This window comes from Streptomyces sp. NPDC057486 (genome assembly GCF_042802415.1).
In the GTDB taxonomy this organism is placed as follows: Bacteria; Actinomycetota; Actinomycetes; order Streptomycetales; family Streptomycetaceae; genus Streptomyces; species Streptomyces yanii.
Genome location: NZ_JBHVEE010000093.1, coordinates 1 through 19357 on the forward strand (window position 1 = coordinate 1; position 19357 = coordinate 19357).

The window sequence follows — 19357 nt, forward strand, 5'->3', positions numbered from 1 at the left end:
GGCCGTGACACACGCTCGGTGTGCCACGGCCCGCGGCTCTGTCTCTCTGCGGTGTCGCGCGGTCAGGCAGACTTCCTGCTGTCCCGCGGGTGCACGGCGATGTTCATGGCTCCGGAGCGCAGAACCGCCAGCCTTTCGGCCAGCACCTCCTCAAGCTCCTCGCGTGTGCGCCGCTCCATGAGCATGTCCCAGTGCGTACGCGCAGGCTTGCCCTTCTTCTCCTCGGGGCCATCCCCGTCCACCAGGAGTGCCATGGCGCCGCACGCCTTGCACTCCCACTCCGGCGGAATTTCCGCCTCTACCGAGAACGGCATCTCAAATCGATGTCCGTTCTGGCATGCGTACTCCACCGCCTGGCGCGGGGCCAGATCGATGCCGCGGTCCGTCTCGTAGCTGGTAACCACGAGTCGCGTGCCGCGGAGAGCTCGCTCACTCATGAATCGTGCCTCCCGGGCTTGTCGCCCACAGGACAGGTGTCGCTGTCGTCGTCATCCGGTCAACGTCCGGTCGGCGGCAAAGATTCCCGTTGCCGGTCATGCGTCGCCCGTCGTGCCGCTGCTTTTTCAGGGTTGGGTACCCAACATTGCCCGGTTTGTCACATTCGGTAGAAGTTGTCACCCAACGGTTTGGCTTCTTCCACTCGCAGTAACGGTCCTCCGGGCAGGCCAAAGGCGTACACTACCGGCCTTTCACTTCAACGTCTAAATCCGTTCAGGAACGGGATTCCCCGCAGCCGCAACGGCCTGCCGCACGGGCACCCTCGCGAGCAGCACGGAACCGACCGCGAAGAAGATCACCAGAGAGATGATCGCATCCCGATAGCTGCCGGTCAGCTGATACGCGAGACCGAACACCAGTGGCCCCAGCCAGCTCAGTCCGCGGTCGCTCATCTCGTACGCGGAGAAGTATTCCGCCTCCTTGCCGCGGGGCACCAGATGCGAGAACAGCGAGCGGGACAGCGCCTGGCTGCCGCCGAGGACCAGGCCGATCGCCGAGGCCAGCAGATAGAAGAAGACCGGGGCGTCCGAAGGCAGGAAGTATCCGGCGACGAGGATCAGGGTCCAGACGACGAGCGAGGCCAGGATCGTGCGCTTCGCCCCGTACACCCGCGCCAGCCGGCCCATGCCCAGGGCCCCGGCCACCGCCAGCACCTGCACCAGCAGCACGGCCGTGATCAAGGATGTCTGGTCGAGGCCCAGCTCCTCGGAGCCGTACACCGACGCCTGGGAGATCACGGTCTGGATGCCGTCGTTGTAGACGAGATAGGCGAGCAGGAACGAGAGCGTGAGCGGATGGCGGCGCATGTCGCGCAGGGTCGCGAGCAGCTGCCGCCAGCCGGAGCCGACCGCGCCCTCACCGCCCGGCGCCACCCGCCGGTCACGCAGCCGTCGCAGCGGTACGACCGTGAAGGCTCCCCACCAGACCCCCGCCGACGCGAGGCAGATCCGTACCGCGTCGGACTCGGAGAGACCGAATGACTCGTGGCCCGTGTAGAGGACCAGATCGAGGACGAGGACGAGCGCCCCCGACGTGTAGCCGAAGGCCCAGCCCCGGGACGAGACGGCGTCGCGTTCTTCGGGTTCGGCGATCTGCGGGAGATACGCGTTGTAGAGCACCATCGACACCGAGATCGACGCGTTCGCCACGATCAGCAGGAACGCACCCAGCAGGTAGCGGTGGCCGTCCAGGAAGAACATCCCGGTCGTCGCGGCCGCCCCCACGTACGCGGCGGCCGCCAGCAGTGGCTTCTTGCGCCCCGTGCGGTCGGCGGCGGCGCCCGCGATCGGCATCACCACCACCGCCACCACGATGGACATCGAGACCGCGTAGGCGAAGAGCGAACCCGCGCGCACCGGGATGCCGAGCGGGTGCACGAAACCGTCGGCGTCGGCGGCGGCCTTGGCGATCGACGTCAGATAGGGGCCGAGGAACACGGTGAGAACGCTGGTCGAGTAGACCGAACACGCGAAGTCGTAGAAGTACCAGCCGCGTTGTTCGCGTCTGCGGTCCGCGGCGTCGGCACCGTCGTTGGTGCGTTCCGGCGTCGGTTCAGCGGTGTCGGCGGTCTCGGCGCTCAACCCGCACCCCCCTCGTATCTCCCCGTGGGGACGCCGCCGGGCCGGCGTCAGGCCCAGGCCCCCCGCTCGCTCAGCACCGTGCGCAGCGTCTCGATGTGATCGGTCATGATGCCATCCACACCGAGATCGAGGAGAGCTGCCATCCGCTCCGGTTCGTTCACCGTCCAGACATGGACCTGGAGCCCGCGCGCATGGGCCTCCCGGACGAAGCGCCGGTCGACCACCCGGACCCCGTTCTGGCTCTCCGGGACCTGCGCGCACACCGCTCCGGCGCGCAGTGCGGCCGGTATGCCGTACGAGCGCAGCCGCAGGCCCAGGACGCCGCGGACGCCGTACGAGGTGGCCAGCCGGGGGCCCGCGAGGCGGTGCGCCCTGGCGACCCGGGTCTCCGAGAACGAGCCGACGCACACCCGGTCCCAGGCGTCGGTCCGGCGGATCAGGTCGATCAGCGGGACAAGGGCCGGCTCGGCCTTGATGTCCACGTTCCAGCGGGCCTCGGGAAACGCCTCCAGCAACTCCTCGAACAGCGGCAGCGGTTCACGGCCTGCCACCCGGGCCCGCCGCACCTCGCTCCACGGCAGGTCGGCTATCCGGCCACGGGCGTCCGTCACCCGGTCCAGGGTGGCGTCGTGGAAGGCGACCAGACGTCCGTCCGATGTCGTGTGCACATCGGTCTCGAAGTAGCGGTAGCCGGCATCGGCGGCCCGGCGGAACGCGGCCGTGGTGTTCTCGATCCCGTCCGCCGCTCCGCCTCGGTGGGCGAACGGGATCGTCGCGGGATGGTCCAGGTAAGGGTGGCGTGCAGAGGTCACTTCGGCAGTATGGCCTTCTCCGATGACGGGACGGTGACGGCGGTGGTGCCGGACACCGGCGCGGGAGCGGCGGTCTCGTCGGCCGGCTTCGCCCCGGGGACCGCGAAGAAGCGCAGGAACAGCTGGGCGAGCGGGCCGATGGACAGCGCGTACAGGACCGTGCCCACGCCCAGGGAGCCGCCGAGCAGGAAGCCGGTCGCCACCACGGCCACCTCGATCGCCGTACGGACCAGGCGGACGGAGCGGCCGGTACGTCGGTGCAGTCCGGTCATCAGGCCGTCGCGCGGCCCGGGGCCGAACCGTGCCGCGATGTACAGCCCCGTCGCGACACCGTTGAGCGCGATGCCCGCAACCATGATGACGATCCGGGCCGCCAGACCGTGCAACTCCGGGACGAGGGCGAGCGTGCCGTCCATGGCGAGGCCGATGGCGAAGACATTGGAGACCGTGCCGAGCCCGGGACGCTGCCTCATCGGTATCCACAGAAGGAGGACCGCCGCGCCGACGATGATCGCGACGACACCGATGGACAGCCCGGTGCGCTCCGAGAGGCCCTGGTGCAGCACCCCCCAGGGTTCGAGTCCGAGCCCGGCGCGGACCATGAGCGCCGAGCTCGCCCCGTACAGGGCCAGACCGACGTACAGCTGCATCAGCCGCCGTGTGAGGTGCGCCCGGCGGGGGACGGCGGTGATGGACAAGATGTGCTCCCTCGTGTGGTGGTGGTGGACTGCCGCATGACACTCTGTGGCAGGGGATTGGCTGCCAACTATGGCCAATCCGAGGAAGGTGGACTGATTTACATGGCGCAGTGGACTTCGGCCGTCGGTGCCGCGCAGCTCGCCCGGCAGCTCCAGGCCCAGCAGCAGAAGCCGATGGGTCCCGGCGCCCGCAGGCCCCCCGCCTATCGCGCGCTCGCCGACGGAGTCCGGCTGCTCGTCCTCGAGGGCCGGGTGCCGGTCGCCGCCCGGCTCCCCGCCGAACGCGAGCTGGCGCTCGCCCTGTCCGTCAGCCGTACCACCGTTGCCGCCGCCTACGAGGCGCTGCGGGCCGAGGGATTCCTGGAGTCCCGGCGTGGCGCGGGCAGCTGGACCGCGGTCCCGGCAGGCAACCCCCTGCCCGCGCGCGGCCTGGAACCGCTGCCCCCGGAGTCGCTCGGTTCGATGATCGACCTGGGTTGTGCCTCGCTGCCCGCGCCCGAACCCTGGCTGACCCGCGCCGTCCAGGGCGCCCTGGAGGAGCTGCCGCCGTACGCGCACACCCACGGCGACTACCCGGCCGGGCTGCCGGCGCTGCGGCAGATGATCGCCGACCGCTACACCGAGCGCGGCATCCCGACGATGCCCGAACAGATCATGGTCACCACCGGTGCGATGGGCGCGATCGACGCCATCTGCCACCTCTTCGCCGGGCGCGGCGAGCGGATCGCGGTGGAGTCCCCCTCGTACGCCAACATCCTTCAGCTGATGCGGGAGGCGGGCGCCCGGCTGGTGCCGGTGGCGATGGAGGAGGGGATCGGCGGCTGGGACATGAACCGCTGGCGGCAGGTGCTGCGCGACGCGGCGCCCCGGCTCGCGTACGTCGTGGCGGACTTCCACAATCCCACCGGCGCGCTCGCCGACGAGAGCCAGCGGCGGGCCCTGGTGGACGCGGCCCGCTCCGCCGGGACGGTCCTGGTCGTCGACGAGACCATGAACGAGCTGTACCTCGACGTCGATGTCGAGATGCCGCGCCGGGTCTGTGCGTTCGACCCGGCGGGCAGCACCGTGCTCACCGTCGGCTCGGCCAGCAAGGCGTTCTGGGCAGGCATGCGGATCGGCTGGGTGCGGGCCGCGCCGGACGTGATCCGCAGTCTGGTCTCCGCCCGCGCCTACGCCGACATGGGCACACCCGTGCTGGAACAGCTCGCCATCAACTGGCTGATGCGCACGGGGGGCTGGGAGGAAGCGGTGGAGCTCCGCCGCGGTCAGGCGCGGGAGAACCGGGACGCGCTGGTCGCGGCGGTGCGCCGGGAGCTGCCCGAGTGGGAGTTCCAGGTGCCGCGCGGCGGGCTGACGCTGTGGGTGCGCACCGGCGGACTCTCGGGGTCACGGCTGGCCGTGGCGGGCGAGCGGGTGGGGGTGCGGGTGCCGTCGGGTCCGCGATTCGGCGTCGACGGCGCCTTCGAGGGGTACGTACGGCTGCCGTTCACGGTCGGCGGTCCGGTGGCGGACGAGGCGGCGGTACGGCTCGCGGCGGCGGCGGAGCTTGTGGGGTCGGGGGCGAGCGCGGGAGCGGAGGCGCCTCGCACGTTCGTCGCCTGACGGCCGAGGCGCAGCGGAAGGGGTCGTCCTCGTACCGGACGTACTCGGGTGAGCCCGACAACGTGGCGAGCGTGCGTGCCGGGCGTCGCGGGGCGGGCGGGACTTCAGGCATACGCCCTAGTCGCGGAGCGACATCTGCTCGGGGGTCAGGGCGATCTCCGCGGTCAGTGCGTTCTGCGGGGTCAAAGGGGTCGCAGTCGCCGGAGTCGCCGGATTCGCCGGATCCGGAACGGTCGCCTCGATCGGCGTCTGCCCCGTGGGCAGGAGATCGAGCACCGCCTGGCGGTGCGCCTCGCTCGTCGCGTCGTCGTACGGATCGGGCGTGGCCGGAACCTGGAGCCGCAGCACCGGACCGGTACCGAGCCGGACGTACCCCCGGCCGGGCGGGACGTCCGGGGTCGGTGTGGTGTGCGGCTCCAGGCCGAGCACCGTCTGGATCTGGTCGCGGGAGCTGTGACCGAGCACGACGCGGGCTCTGGTGTGGGTCCGTACCGTCTCGCTGAGCGTGTCCAGGCTGTCGAACTGGTCGGCCAGCACCACGGTGACATTGGCCGCGCGACCGTGCCGCAGCGGCACCTGCAGAAGCCCCTGCGGGTCGGGCCTGCCGTCGGCGGCCGCCAGATGACCGAGGACGCTGGGCCGGTCCAGCAGGATCCAGAGCGGGCGCCTGGTGTCCTCGGGTACGGAGTGCCCCGCCTGCCGGGCCCGGTTGGCGGCGATCAGCCGCCGCTCCGTCTCATGGGCCGCCCACTCCAGGCTGGTCAGCGCGCCGGCCGGTCCGCACTCGACGGCCAGCACGCCGGCGCGCCCGGTCAGGCAGGCGTACTCACCGGTTCCGCTGCCTTCGATGATGAGGATGTCGCCGTGCTGGAGCGCCTGGATGGCGATGGAGCGCATCAGCGTGGTGGTGCCGCCGCCGGGCTGCCCGGCGATCAGCAGATGCGGCTCGGTGGAGCGGGCGCCGGTCCGCCACACCACCGGGGGCGCGTCCCGGGTCGTGTCCCCGTCGGTCACCGGCACGGTGCGCTGCACCGCGTCGTTGTCGGTGAACCCCAGCACCGTCTCGCCCGGCGCGGTGACGAAACGCTGTGCGGCGATCGAGGTGGGCAGTGCGTCGAGCACGCTCATGACGAGCTGGTTGCCCTCCTCGTTCCAGGCGAAGTGGTACTCGCGGCCACGGCCCGACTTGGCGTGCAGCAGCTGTTCGATCCGGGTGCGGGAGGCGGCCTCGCCGTCGGTGAAGTATGCGGGGTACGAGACGTGGAGCCGGGTGACGCGCCCGTCGCCGTCGAACTCGTAGCCGCTGAACGCCTTGGCCCAGTCGCCACCGTGGGCGAACAGCGGGCTGGGGTCATCGGCGACGGAGAAGTACGGCACGAGCGCCTCGTACAGCGCCTGCAGTCGCCCCGTCTCGGCCTTGCCGGGACCGGTCCTCGCGGGCGTGCGTTCCCGCCCTTTCCATGCGGCGGCGCCCATCACAGTGACCAGGGCGAGCAGCGGCCCGTACGGGATGAGCACCACCACGAGTACGCAGGCCGCGATGAGGAACAGGATGGGATTACGCCGCTCCTTGGGCGTCGCGGCCCACTTCTGCCGTCCCGCACCTGCCAGCAGCCGCAGACCACGAACGACCCTGATCAGCGGGTGGAGGACGTCGGTGGCGTTGCCGGCGGCCGTGCGCGCGAACTCGCGACTGCGAGTGATCGAAGCGCTGCCGCTGCTCAGAATGCGGGGAAGGGGTCGCCGGGCCACGTCGGTTCTCCTGAAGGGGGTGGGAGCGGTCGCGGCGGGTCAGAACTTGATCCCGCCCAGGAGGCTGGCCAGGCTCGCGCCGCCCGCCGTGATGCTCGGTGCGATGGCGGTGCCTGCCAGATAGAAGCCGAACAGGGCGGTGACGAAAGCGTGCGAGCCCTTCAGACCGTCCTTCCTGAAGAACAGGAAGACGATGATGCCGAGGATGACGACGCCAGACATGGAAAGGTTCATGAGTGGTTCTCCTGTTTGGGGGACAGTCACCATGAGTCCTTCCAGGCTCACAAAAAGTATCTATAGGATAAAAGCTGCAATTGGGTGAAAACTCGTTTTTTTCACTGGACTGGCCGACAGGGGAACGCGGTGCGGACGGAACTTCCGGTTACGCGCACCGTTCCGGCCTCGCGCGACGTGATCCTTTGCCGCGGCCGGGCCGCGGCATGTGCGCCGCGGAGCAGTACCCTGTCGATTCACTCGTACGGCCCCCACGGCGTACCACCCCCCTGGCCGACAGCAGCGAAACCCGTTAATGGAAGGCGGTCCGTCCGATGAGCGAAGCTCCCGACCCCGAGGTCGTCGAGCTGGCGACCAAGGTCTTCGACCTGGCACGCCGCGGGGAGACCGAGGCGCTCGCCGCGTACGTGGACGCCGGTGTGCCCGCGAACCTCACGAACGACCGGGGCGACTCGCTGCTCATGCTCGCCGCGTACCACGGGCACGCCCCCGCGGTCGCCGCCCTCGTGAGCCGGGGAGCCGACCCGGACCGGGCCAACGACCGCGGGCAGACGCCGCTCGCCGGAGCCGTCTTCAAGGGCGAGGGCGCGGTGATCGAGGCGCTGCTCGCCGCGGGCGCCGACCCGGACGCCGGCACACCGTCCGCAACGGACACCGCACGCATGTTCGGCAAGGCCGACCTGCTGGAACTCTTCGGCTCCCGTTGAACGGGTTCGCCGTAAATGTGGTCGCGGTGGCGAAATGGCTGGGTCATCATGACGTCGCGGGCCCGATTCGGGCCACCGACGAGAGGCAGAGGAAGATGGTCTACAGCAAGCAGAAGACGGCGGTCGGCCGATCATGTTGCTGCGCGGCGTAGTGCCCACCCGGCACTTGGAACTGCACAGTCCCGGTTGCGTCGACAGCTTGATGTGAGGCATCTCCCATGTTCGATCCGTTCATAGCGCCGAGCGGCACCCTGCTCGGCCTGCTGCAGAGGGGCCGCGGCGACGGCACGCTCCACGCGCTTGCCGCACCGCGCCCCGAGGCCCTCGCGGCGCTCAACCACTGTGTCCTGAGCGATCCGCGTCACGACTGGCAGGTCGAGAACCGCTCCCTCTACTACGCACGCCTGTATCTCGACCTCGACGGCGGCATCGAAGAGATCGAGCGGCACCTCTGCGATCCCGACGACCACCTCGACACCGACGACTCGCGGACCGGCCTGGCCCTCGCGGTCCTCGGCCACCTCGCCTCGTACGGACGCGGCGACGCCCTGGCCCTCCTGCGGCGGTACGCGGCGACGGGTGCCAACTGGGCGTGGGCCCTCGACGAGCTGGCCCTGCGTGACGACGACGCCGGGCTCCGTTCCCTCGCCGTGCCCGTCCTCGGCCGGTTCCCCGCCACCGAGGAGGGCGCCGCCGAACTCGCGGCCGCCGTACGGGACGCCTTCGAACCCCGGCCCTGGCGGCTGTGGGCCGACGACCCGCGTGAAGCGGTCGGCGCCCGGGTCAGGGCCGCCTCCGAACAGGGCTCGTTCGACCGCTGGCAGCGGCAGATGCGGCCCGGCGGCCCACGCCCCGGCTGGAGCGTCCAGGCCGTGTTCGACTGGGCCCAGCAGGGACTGGACCGCGGCAGCGTCCTTCACGTACCGGCCGCCCGCTGCCTGACTGCCGTCGCCGGTCCCGAGGACCGGCCGTTGATCGTCGAGACCGCCCGAAGCGGTCCGGACGGCGCCCGATGCGCTGCCCTGCACTACCTCTCCGAGGCCAGGGACCCCGCTGTCCTCGACCTCATCGAGGCCGCGGCGGTCAGCCCGTCGAGCACCGTCGCCGACGCGGCCGTCGCCGCCTTCGAGCGGATGTGCGGCGACGCGGCGGTGGACCGGGCCAGGAACTGGGCCCGACGGCCCGACGCTCTCGGCGCCTCCGCCGCCGGCGTGCTCGCCTGCCGGGGCGTCGCCGAGGACGCCTCCCTCGTCCTCGCCGCCCTGCGCGACGCCGTACGCGGCGAAGGACCGGACGCACCGCGCCTGTGGACCCTGGTCGACGGCACGGGCCGACTGGGCATCGCCTGCGCCGCACCCGTCCTGCGCCATGTCTACCGGGAGACGTCCTCCTCCCATCTGCGCGGCCGGGCGGCCCGCGCGCTCGCCGCCACCGACCCCTCCTTCGCCACCGGCTTCGCCGTCGAATGCCTGTGGGACTGCGAGGAGTCCACCCGCGAGGTCGCCGCACTCCATGCGGAGACCGGCGACATCAGGGTCGCCGAACGGCTGCGCCGACTGGCCGCCGACCCGGCCGAGGAGGCCGAGGTGCAGACCGCGGTACGCAGCAGGATCGGGCCTGACGCCCCCGCTGTCTGACCCGCTCCACGCACAGCAGGACGCAGCGCTTCGGGGGAGCGCGGCGTACCCGCCCACGGACGTCCAACGCTCATGGGACGTTCCCCGGGGGGAAAGATCCAAGTCGGCCCAGTCACGTCCGGTGCGACGACAACACGGGTATGCGTGTCGTCATCGTCACCGAATCCTTTCCGCCCGATGTCAACGGCGTGGCCCACTGCACCCTGCAGACCGCTCGGCATCTCGCCGCGCGCGGCCACGAACCGCTCGTCATCGCCCCGGCCACCGCCGGCGCGACGACCACGTCCCGCTCCTCCTCACCCCCGAACCCGGGCACCTCGGGCGGCACCGACCTCTTCACGTCGGCCGCGCCGTGCCCCGTGGTGCGCGTCCCGTCCCTGCCGCTGCCCGGCTACTCCCAGGTCCGGGTGGCGCTTCCCAGCCGTCGGCTGACCGCGGCCCTCATCGCCCACCGGGCCGAACTCGTCCATCTCGCCGGACCGTTCGTGCTCGGCGTCCGCGGCATGGCTGCCGCCGCCCGGCTGGGGCTGCCGACCGTGGCCGTCTACCAGACCGACCTGGCCGGCTACGCCCGTACCTACCTCGGCGCCGGCGAGAACACCGCCTGGCGCCGGATGCGCGCCGTGCACAGCGCCGCCGACCGCACGCTCGCTCCGTCGACCGCCGCCGTCCGCGACCTCACCGACCACGGGGTGGAGCGGGTGCGGCTGTGGCCGCGTGGCGTCGACACCGTACGGTTCCGGCCCGCGCTGCGCGACGAGGCGCTGCGCCGGCGCCTCGCCCCCGGCGGGGAGAAGCTCGTCGGATACGTAGGCCGGCTCGCCCCGGAGAAGCACGTGGAACTCCTCGCCGGGGCCTGCGGACTGCCCGGGGTGCGGGTCGTGGTCGTCGGTGACGGCCCGAGCGGCCCCTCTCTGCGCGCGGCTCTGCCCGGCGCCGTCTTCCTCGGCCGCAGGACCGGGGACGACCTCGCCCGGATCGTCGCGTCGCTGGACATGTTCGTGCACACCGGCCCGTACGAGACGTTCTGCCAGACCGTGCAGGAGGCGATGGCCTCCGGTCTGCCCGTGGTCGCCCCGGCGGCGGGCGGACCGCTCGATCTCGTCGACCACGGGCGGACCGGGCTGCTGGTCCCGCCGCACGACTCCGATGCTGTACGGGCGGCCGTCGGCGCACTCGTTGCGGACCCGGCCCTCGCGGCGGCGTACGGGCGGGCCGGGCGGGCCATGGTCGAGGGCCGCACCTGGGAAGCCGTCGGCGATCAGCTGCTCGGCCACTACGACGAGGTGCTGCGCGACCGGCCGGCGGTGGCCGCATGACCGGGCGCGAGCGGGGAAAGACCATCGTCCGCCTGGCGAACTTCGTCACCCCGTCCTCCGGCGGACTGCGCACCGCCCTGGACGAACTCGGCCGCGGCTACCTCGCGGCCGGGCACGAGCCGGTGCTCGTCGTCCCCGGTGACAGCGCCGACGATGTGCACACCGAGCAGGGCAGGGTGATCACCCTGCCCGGTCCGGTCCTGCCGGGCAGCGGCGGCTACCGCGTGCTGGCCGGCCGCCGCAGGCTCCGCGACCTCCTCGGAACGCTGCGTCCCGACCGTCTGGAGGTCTCCGACCGCACCACCCTGCGCTGGACGGGCGAGTGGGCGCGCCGCGCCAGGGTGCCCGCCGTGATGGTCTCCCACGAGACGGCGGACGGGGTCCTGCGCACCTGGGGCGTACCGCCGGCCGCGGCCGGCCGCGCCGCCGACCGCCTGAACATCCTCAGCGCCCGCGCCTACACGAGGATCGTCTGCACCACGGAGTGGGCGGAGCGCGAGTTCATACGGATCGGCGCCCGCAACGTGGTCCGCGCCCCGCTCGGCGTGGACCTGCGGCGCTGCCGCCCCGGCCGCCGCAGCACGGTCCTGCGCGCCCGCCATGCGCACGGCCGGTCCGTACTGCTTCTGCTCGGCTCCCGCCTCTCGGTGGAGAAACGTCCCGGCCGAGCCCTGGACGCCCTCGCCGTCCTGAACGGCCTGGGCGTACCTGCGAAGCTGCTCGTCGCGGGGGACGGGCCACTGCGCGCGGGGCTGGAGAGCCGGGTACGGGCGGAGCGGCTGCCGGTCGAGTTCCTGGGCCATGTGCGCGACCGGGAGCGGATGGCGGATCTGCAGGCCGCGGCCGACATCTGCCTGGCGCCGGGGCCCGCCGAGACGTTCGGCCTCTCGGCCCTGGAGGCACTGGCCTGCGGCACCCCGGTGGTGGCGAGCACGAGTTCAGCGCTGCCGGAGGTGATCGGCGGTGCGGGAGTGGCCGCGGCGGACACCGGCGACGCATTCGCCGCGGCGGTACGGGAACTGCTGGCGCGCCCGGAGGAGGAGCGGCGCACGGCGGCGCGACAACGTGCCGAACTCTTCGGCTGGGACCGCTCGGTGGCCGCGTTCCTGGCGGCGCACGAGGTGCCGGAGCGGGGCGGGATCCGGGGGGCGCGGACATGACGGGGGTGCAGGCGCGGGCGGGCGGCGCGGAGGATGCCGTGGCGGTGCCGGTCGTGCCGGGGGTGCCCGTGGCCGCGCCGGTCTGCGGGCCGGCTCCGGCGCCGGTCACGGAGGCTCTGCCGGAACCGTCCGCCCCGCCCCGGAGCCCCCACTCCCCGATCCGGTTCGCCGCACTCGGGGACTCGTTCACCGAAGGTGTCGGTGATCCTGTCCCCGGTGGCCGGCGCGGCTGGGCCGCGTTGCTCGCCGAGGGCATCGCCGACAGCCACCGGGGCGTCGAGTTCCGTAACTTCGCCGTCAGCGGTTCGCTCTCCGGCGACGTCCGTGACCGGCAGGCTCCGGCCGCCGCCGCATTCCGGCCCGACCTCGCCTCCGTGGTCGTCGGCGTCAACGACACCCTCCGCCGCTCCTTCGACATCCGGCTCATCGCCCGGCGGCTGGACGAGGTCTGTGCGCTCCTGACCGGCGGCGGAGCCGTACTCCTGACGGCGTGTCTGCCCGATCCCGGTTCCGTCCTCGGGCTGCCCGCACCCCTGGGGCGCCCGTTGGCCCGGCGCCAGGGTGCGGTCAATGCCGTGGTGCACGCCCTGTCCGCCCGCTACGACGCCGTCCATCTGCACGTATCGGACGGGGCATGGGTCTCCGACCGTTCGCAGTGGAGCGTCGACCGGCTCCATCCGGCCGAGCGCGGCCATCGATCGGTCGCGGCCGGATTCCACGCTCTGCTCGCCGCCCGCGGTCTTGCCCTCGGCGCCCCGCCCGGACGCGAGCCGGAGCAGCCGCCGCCCGGCCGTGCCGACTCGCTGTTCTGGCTGGCCACGGCGGGCACCGGGTGGCTGGTGCGGCGGAGCACCGATCTGCTGCCTCAGCTGCTGTGCCTGGCGGGAGCGGAGGTACGGCACTGGGCGCGCGGCACGAGCGGGCAGTTGGACCGGCGGGCCGACCAGGCGTTGCAGGGCGCGCTTGCCGGCGTCACGCCCGAGGGGCGGCACGTCGCGTCCGTGTTGTCCGCGCCGCGCGTCAGTATGGAGGGATGACGGGACGCTGGGAGTTCTGGATCGACCGTGGCGGCACGTTCACCGACGTGGTGGGCCGCGATCCCGACGGGCACCTGGTCAGCCGCAAGCTCCTCTCGGACGACCCGGACCGTTACCGCGACGCCGCCGTCGCCGGGATCCGCCTCATGCTCGGCCTCGGTCCCACCGACCCGGTCCCCGCCGACCGGGTCGGCAGCGTGAAGATGGGCACGACCGTCGCCACCAACGCGCTGCTCGAGCGGCGTGGGGAGCCGACCGTCCTGGTCACCACCACAGGGTTCCGGGACGCCCTGCGCATCGCGTACCAGAACCGTCCGCGCCTCTTCGACCGCCGCATCCTGCTGCCGGAGGCCGTGTACGACCGGGTGATCGAGGTCCCGGAACGGATCGATGCGCACGGCCGGATCCTCACCCCCCTCGATCTGCCTGCGACGGCGGCGCAATTGAGAGCCGCGAGGGCGGCCGGCTTCCGCAGCGCGGCGGTCGTCCTGATGCACGGCTACCGTCACCCCGCCCACGAGGCCGCCGTCGCCGCCGCGGCCCGTGAGGCAGGTTTCACCCAGGTCAGCTGCTCCCACGAGGTCAGCCCGCTGATCAAACTGGTACCGCGCGGCGACACCACCGTCGTCGACGCGTACCTCTCGCCGATCCTGCGCCGGTACGTCGAGGAGGTCGCGGGCGAACTGGAGTCCGTCCGGCTGATGTTCATGCAGTCCAACGGCGGACTGCGGGAAGCCGCGCACTTCCGTGGCAAGGACGCGGTGCTGTCCGGTCCCGCCGGCGGGGTCGTCGGCATGGCCCGTACGTCCGGACAGGCCGGATTCGACCGGGTCATCGGCTTCGACATGGGCGGCACCTCCACCGATGTCTCGCACTACGCGGGCGAGTTCGAGCGTGAGCTCGGCACCCAGGTGGCCGGGGTCCGGATGCGCGCCCCGATGATGAACATCCATACCGTTGCGGCCGGTGGCGGCTCCGTCCTGCACTTCGACGGCCGGCGCTACCGGGTCGGACCCGACTCCGCGGGCGCGGACCCCGGCCCGGCCTGCTACCGCAGGGGCGGACCGCTCACCGTCACCGACGCCAATGTGATGCTCGGCCGGGTACAGCCCGCGCACTTCCCGGCAGTCTTCGGGCCGGAGGGAAACCTGCCGCTCGACGCCGACGTCGTGCGTCAGCGGTTCGAGGCACTCGCCGACGAGGTGGCACAGGCCACCGGCACGCGACGTACCGCAGCCGAGGTTGCGGCCGGATTCCTGGAGATCGCCGTGCTCAACATGGCGAACGCGGTCAAGAAGATCTCCGTGGAGCGCGGCCACGACATCACCCGCTACGCCCTCACCTGCTTCGGCGGCGCCGGCGGTCAGCACGCCTGCGCCGTCGCCGACGCACTAGGCGTCGACACCGTCCTCGTGCCACCCCTGGCCGGGGTGCTGTCCGCGTACGGCATCGGACTCGCCGACGCCACCGCCATGCGCGAACAGTCCGTCGAAGCGGAGCTGGACGCCGAAGGCACCGGGACCACGGTCGACGCGCTCTGTGCGGAACTGGCCGCCCGCACCCGCGCAGAACTGCGCGCCGACGGCCTCGAGGACAGCGCCATCAGCACCCACGCCCGGGTCCTCCTGCGCTACGCCGGCACGGACGCGAGCCTGCCCGTCGACCTGGACACCGCGCCCGCGATGACACGGGCGTTCACTGACGAGCACCGCGCCCGCTACGGCTTCATCATGGACAGACCACTGCTCGTCGAGGCGGTGTCGGTCGAGGCGACCGGCGCGGCGGGCCGGCACGTACCGCACCCGGTGGACCGGACGGTCCGCGAGGGCACACCACAACCCCACGACACGGTACGGATGTTCGCCGAGGGCCGATGGCAGGACACCCCGCTCCACCGGCGCGAGGCCCTGCAGCCGTCGGACACGGTGACCGGTCCCGCCGTGATCGCCGAGGCCGACGCCACCACCGTCGTCGACCCCGGCTGGCAGGTCACCATCGGCGACACCGGCCATCTGCTGCTCACCCGGGTCCGCCCGCGCCCCGACCGGACCGCCGTCGGCACGCGGGTGGACCCGGTCATGCTGGAGGTGTTCAACAATCTCTTCATGTCGATCGCCGAGCAGATGGGCGTGCGCCTGGAGAACACCGCCCACTCCGTCAACATCAAGGAGCGGCTCGACTTCTCCTGCGCGCTCTTCGACGCGGACGGCAACCTGATCGCCAACGCCCCGCACATCCCGGTGCACCTCGGATCGATGGGGGAGTCCATCAAGGAAGTGCTGCGGCGCAACGGCTCCACGATGCGCCCCGGCGATGTGTACGCCATCAACGACCCGTACCACGGGGGCACCCATCTGCCCGATGTGACGGTGGTGACCCCGGTGTTCGACGAACGCGGCGAGAACGGGTCGGGGCTGAGATTCCTGGTGGCGTCACGTGGCCACCATGCCGAGATCGGCGGCATCACCCCCGGTTCCATGCCCGCCTTCAGCCGCACCGTCGACGAGGAAGGGGTGCTGTTCGACAACTGGCTGCTGGTGAGGGACGGCAGGTTCCGCGAGGCCGAGACCCGCGAGCTGCTCACCACCGCCGCGTACCCGTCCCGCGACCCCGACACCAATCTCGCCGATCTGCGGGCCCAGATCGCCGCCAACGAGAAGGGCATCGCGGAACTGCGTCGCACGGTGGACCAGTTCGGCGCCGAGGCCGTCGACGCGTACATGGGCCACGTGCAGGACAACGCCGAGGAATCCGTACGCCGGATCATCGGGCGGCTGCACGACGGTTCGTACCGCTACGAGACCGACAACGGCGCCGTGATCCAGGTCGCGCTGACCGTGGACCGTACCGCCCGCAGCGCGATCGTTGACTTCACCGGCACCTCACCGCAGCAGCCGGGGAACTTCAACGCCCCGAAGTCCGTCGTCATGGCCGCGGTTCTGTACGTCTTCCGGACCCTGGTCGCCGACGACATCCCGCTCAACAGCGGCTGCCTCAAACCCCTGGAGGTCTCGGTCCCGGCCGGTTCGATGCTGGCGCCCGTCCATCCCGCGGCCACCGTCGCGGGCAATGTGGAGACCTCCCAGGCCGTCACGGGCGCGCTGTACGGGGCGCTCGGCATCCAGGCCGAGGGATCCGGCACCATGAACAACCTGACGTTCGGCAACGACCACGTCCAGTACTACGAGACGGTGGCCAGCGGCTCGGGCGCGGGCGACGGCTTCGACGGCACCGACGCCGTGCAGACCCATATGACCAATTCCCGGCTCACCGACCCCGAAGTGCTCGAATGGCGCTACCCGGTCCTGGTCGAGAGCTTCCGGGTACGGGACGGCAGCGGGGGAGCGGGCCGGTGGCACGGCGGCTGCGGGGTCGAGCGCAGACTCCGGTTCCGCGAACCCGTCACGGTGGCTCTGCTCACCGGACATCGCCGCGTCCCTCCGTACGGCATGGCGGGCGGCGAACCGGGTGCGCTGGGCAGCCAGCACATCGAGCGAGCCGACGGGAAGAACACGGTCACCTCGCTGAAAGGGTGCGACACGGCCGAACTGGCGCCCGGCGATGTGCTGGTGCTGTGCACACCCGGCGGCGGAGGATACGGAGTGCGGCAACCGGTCGCTTCTGCGCCGTTTCGACCGTTGTCGGTGTGAGGACCTAATCTGTGCAGCGTGACTTCGCCTGCCTACACGGACAACGCTGCGCCCCAGCTCAGCGCGGGGCCGCGGCCCGCCCCGGGCCCGGCCGCCGACGAGGGGCTCTCCCGGCGGCTGCGCGCGCTCGCCTGCACGGCGCCGCTGCACGACCTCGACGTGCGCAAGGCGAATCTGGCCGGCGAGTACGCGGTCTACGCGATGGCGGAGGTCGCGCTCGCCGCGATCGACCAGGTCACACTGCACATGGACTTCGATACGGGTGCCGACCACGAGCAGATAGTGGCCAAGCTGCTCCCGCGCGTCGCTGCCCAGGCCCCGCGCCGCCCCGTCGCGGAGCACGAGCGGGTCGCCCGTTGGGTGCTCGAGAATCTGATCAACGTCGGAAGCGTGGACCGCGGCTTCCGCGCGGTGTACGGCACGTTCGGCCCCGACGGGGTGTATGTCCGCAGGGACTACGACTTCAAGCTGATCGAAGAGGTCCCCGGTTACGGCGGCAGCGTCTATCTGAGGGCCACCGACGAAGCGGTCAACGTCCTGGTCGGCGCTCTCGACACGGACGTCACCAGCGCCCAGATCGCCGCCGAGGTGAAACTGGAGGTACTGATCAGCCGGGGCCGCCTCGCCGATGCGCAGCTCGCCGCCGAACAGGCCCGATACCGCACCGTGCAGTACGCGGAGACGCTCCGCAAGACACTGGAGGCGACTCGGCGCAACGTCAGAGCCGTCGACTGGCTCAACGCCGTGCCCGACATGATCGCCGAGGCACTCGACCACGTGGCCGACCGCTACCGCCACGAGAACGCGATCCTCACCAACATCCGCAAGGCCCGGGACGAGGCGGAGGACCCCGAGCACAAGCGCCGCGCCGCCGAGCTCGTCGACATAGTCAAGGACTGCATCCGCCGCCACACCCAGCTGCAGTCCCGCCTGCTGGAGGCGGGACCGCTGTTCCGTGCCGAGCAGGACCGGCAGGCCTTCGCCACCCCCACGGCCAGGACCGGCCTCGACCTGTACGGCCAGCTGGTCGCCCCGCTGCTGCCGCTCCCGGTCGAACAGGCCATCCGCGTCACCGACGCGTTCTTCGCCCACGGCACGGGGCTGCGCACGCCCACCTCGGTGCGGGTGGGTGACCTGGTCGACATGCTGCTCACCCCGCCCCTGGAGCGGGAGCATCTGGGGGCCGAGATGCCCGAGCCGGACCTGATCGCCACCCCGGACGACAGCAGGTTCAGCGAGGAGCAGCTGGCGAGCGCCATGAACCTCCTCGATCTGGAGCACGACGCACCGCGCCGGCTCTCCGGGCTCCTCGCCGAGGCCCGGCGGAGCGATCCGGACCTGCCCTATCTGGTCGCCCTGCTTGCGGTGCACGCAGCATCCCCGCCGGTCGGCACCGCGTACCGGCAGGGCGAGCGGCGCCTGCTGTTCGCCGTCGACGACGGGACCCGGCTGGACGACCCGGAGTTCGGCGGTGCGGACCTGATCGTGGGCATGGCGCTGCTGGACGCGGCGGGCATGGCCGCGGACCGCTCGGAGGCCTCATGAGCGGGCGGGGGCACCGGACCCGACGTGGCCCTGGGGCCGCCACCTCCGGATGCGCGGTTCCGCCCGCACCCTTCCGTACGGACGCCGTGAGAACCGGCGCCGCCCACCCCGTACCACCGAGATTCCGCACCGAGGAGCGACCGTCGTGAGCGACCACCGCGCAGAGCACACCGACGCGTGGAGCGAGCCGACCGCCGGGTACGCGACCGCCCGGCCCGCGACCGAGGGCGACGCCGCCCACGAGGCTGCGGCGCCCACGGCCGTCACCCCGGCCGACGCGGCCGACGCCGCCCGGCTCGTCGCCTTCGGGCTGCAGCCCAAGCTGATGCCCGCCCGCGACGCCGAATACGCCGAGCTCCTCCGGCGCTACCGGGAGGAGACCCCCTTCGCCCGGCTCGCCGATGCCGTGGCCACCGGACTCGGTCTCGTCGTCCTGGAGGTCTCCACCCGGGCCGGCATGGCCGTGACGGCGGGCGAGGACTCCGTCTTCGCCGTCCGCATGGGCGACTACGCCCGCCGCGCCTCCTCCGACTCCGCCGACCGCTTCCTGCACGGGCTGGCCCATCTCGCCGTCGCCGCCATGGCCTTCCCGCGCCCCGAGGACCTCGCCGACGACGCGTACATCGGCCGGATCACGGTCAACGGCATCGACGCGTTCGTACGCCAGGCCTGCCACCGTCTGGAGGAGCGGGCCGCGGAACACGGCGACAACACCGACCCGGCCACCGACGTCCCAGGGCTGGAAGCCGCCTGGCGGATCTATGCCCGGCGCAGCGCCACCGGCGCGACGAAGGACGCCCGGCGGCTGGCCGGATCCACCACCGGCATCGTCGGCAAGGCCGTCGCCTTCCTCACCGACTCGGGCTTCCTCCAGCGCACCGGGGACGACTCCGGAGGAGCCTTCCGTACCACTGCCCGCTATCAGCTGCAGGTACGCGACATGGCGGGTACCGCCGCCATGGCCGAACTCCTGGAACTCGGCGTCGTACCCGTCACCGACGGAACGGCGACGCTGCTGCCGCCGCCCGACGGCGACGACCTGGAGCTGGCGGCCGACGCCGGTCTGCCCTTCCACGCCTGAGCACCCCCACCGCCGCCCCACTCCTGCTTTCCGAACGACGAGAGT

The 19357-nt window shown here is 72.0% G+C and carries 15 protein-coding genes; 9 read left to right on the forward strand and 6 right to left on the reverse strand.

The window, feature by feature from the left end:
• Window positions 1–62: 62 nt before the first annotated feature.
• The 4 genes from ACFU6I_RS32710 to ACFU6I_RS32725 all read right to left on the reverse strand — a co-directional run bounded on the left by ACFU6I_RS32710 (window position 63) and on the right by ACFU6I_RS32725 (window position 3588).
• Window positions 63–437, reverse strand: coding sequence for an RNA polymerase-binding protein RbpA (locus tag ACFU6I_RS32710; RefSeq protein ID WP_007262928.1), 375 nt, complete (start codon window positions 435–437; stop codon window positions 63–65).
• A 264-nt stretch (window positions 438–701) separates the two neighbouring features.
• Window positions 702–2078: an MFS transporter gene (locus ACFU6I_RS32715; RefSeq protein ID WP_384373194.1), complete on the reverse strand. Its 1377-nt coding sequence runs from the start codon at window positions 2076–2078 to the stop codon at window positions 702–704.
• A gap of 47 nt (window positions 2079–2125) precedes the next feature.
• Window positions 2126–2890, reverse strand: a complete 765-nt coding sequence (locus ACFU6I_RS32720; RefSeq protein WP_384373196.1) for a glycerophosphodiester phosphodiesterase — start codon at window positions 2888–2890, stop codon at window positions 2126–2128.
• Window positions 2887–3588, reverse strand: coding sequence for a YitT family protein (locus ACFU6I_RS32725; RefSeq protein WP_384373198.1), 702 nt, complete (start codon window positions 3586–3588; stop codon window positions 2887–2889). Before ACFU6I_RS32725 ends, ACFU6I_RS32720 begins: the two co-directional genes overlap by 4 nt.
• 102 nt (window positions 3589–3690) lie before the next feature.
• On the opposite strand from ACFU6I_RS32725, the gene ACFU6I_RS32730 reads away from it, so the two are divergent.
• Window positions 3691–5190 (forward strand): PLP-dependent aminotransferase family protein, encoded by a 1500-nt coding sequence (locus ACFU6I_RS32730; protein ID WP_345511898.1) that lies wholly within the window; start codon window positions 3691–3693, stop codon window positions 5188–5190.
• A 117-nt stretch (window positions 5191–5307) separates the two neighbouring features.
• Here the strand turns inward: ACFU6I_RS32730 and ACFU6I_RS32735 are convergent, their stop codons facing one another.
• Window positions 5308–6942, reverse strand: a complete 1635-nt coding sequence (locus tag ACFU6I_RS32735; protein ID WP_384373200.1) for a hypothetical protein — start codon at window positions 6940–6942, stop codon at window positions 5308–5310.
• A 39-nt stretch (window positions 6943–6981) separates the two neighbouring features.
• Entirely contained in the window at window positions 6982–7176 is a 195-nt protein-coding gene (locus tag ACFU6I_RS32740; protein ID WP_266988092.1) for a hypothetical protein, read from the reverse strand.
• Between the two features lie 314 nt (window positions 7177–7490).
• Here ACFU6I_RS32740 and ACFU6I_RS32745 point away from each other — a divergent pair, with 314 nt between their 5' ends.
• The 8 genes from ACFU6I_RS32745 to ACFU6I_RS32780 all read left to right on the forward strand — a co-directional run bounded on the left by ACFU6I_RS32745 (window position 7491) and on the right by ACFU6I_RS32780 (window position 19312).
• Window positions 7491–7883 carry an ankyrin repeat domain-containing protein gene (locus ACFU6I_RS32745; RefSeq protein ID WP_345511895.1) on the forward strand — a complete coding sequence of 131 codons (393 nt, stop codon included), beginning with the start codon at window positions 7491–7493 and terminating at the stop codon, window positions 7881–7883.
• Window positions 7884–8101: 218 nt separating this feature from the next.
• A complete protein-coding gene (locus ACFU6I_RS32750) occupies window positions 8102–9520 on the forward strand; it encodes a HEAT repeat domain-containing protein (protein ID WP_384373203.1) in 1419 nt (472 codons plus the stop codon).
• Window positions 9521–9660: 140 nt separating this feature from the next.
• Complete coding sequence (locus ACFU6I_RS32755) at window positions 9661–10839, forward strand: glycosyltransferase family 4 protein (protein WP_384373205.1); 1179 nt, start codon at window positions 9661–9663, stop codon at window positions 10837–10839.
• Window positions 10836–11999: a glycosyltransferase gene (locus ACFU6I_RS32760; RefSeq protein WP_384373207.1), complete on the forward strand. Its 1164-nt coding sequence runs from the start codon at window positions 10836–10838 to the stop codon at window positions 11997–11999. The genes ACFU6I_RS32755 and ACFU6I_RS32760 overlap by 4 nt, the downstream gene beginning before the upstream one ends.
• Entirely contained in the window at window positions 11996–13036 is a 1041-nt protein-coding gene (locus ACFU6I_RS32765) for an SGNH/GDSL hydrolase family protein (RefSeq protein ID WP_384373209.1), read from the forward strand. Before ACFU6I_RS32760 ends, ACFU6I_RS32765 begins: the two co-directional genes overlap by 4 nt.
• Window positions 13033–16686, forward strand: a complete 3654-nt coding sequence (locus tag ACFU6I_RS32770; RefSeq protein WP_384373211.1) for a hydantoinase B/oxoprolinase family protein — start codon at window positions 13033–13035, stop codon at window positions 16684–16686. Before ACFU6I_RS32765 ends, ACFU6I_RS32770 begins: the two co-directional genes overlap by 4 nt.
• Before the next feature lie 18 nt (window positions 16687–16704).
• Entirely contained in the window at window positions 16705–18231 is a 1527-nt protein-coding gene (locus ACFU6I_RS32775) for a hypothetical protein (protein ID WP_384373213.1), read from the forward strand.
• Between the two features lie 145 nt (window positions 18232–18376).
• On the forward strand, window positions 18377–19312 hold the full coding sequence (locus tag ACFU6I_RS32780; RefSeq protein ID WP_384373215.1) for a hypothetical protein: 936 nt from the start codon (window positions 18377–18379) through the stop codon (window positions 19310–19312).
• Window positions 19313–19357: the final 45 nt, after the last annotated feature.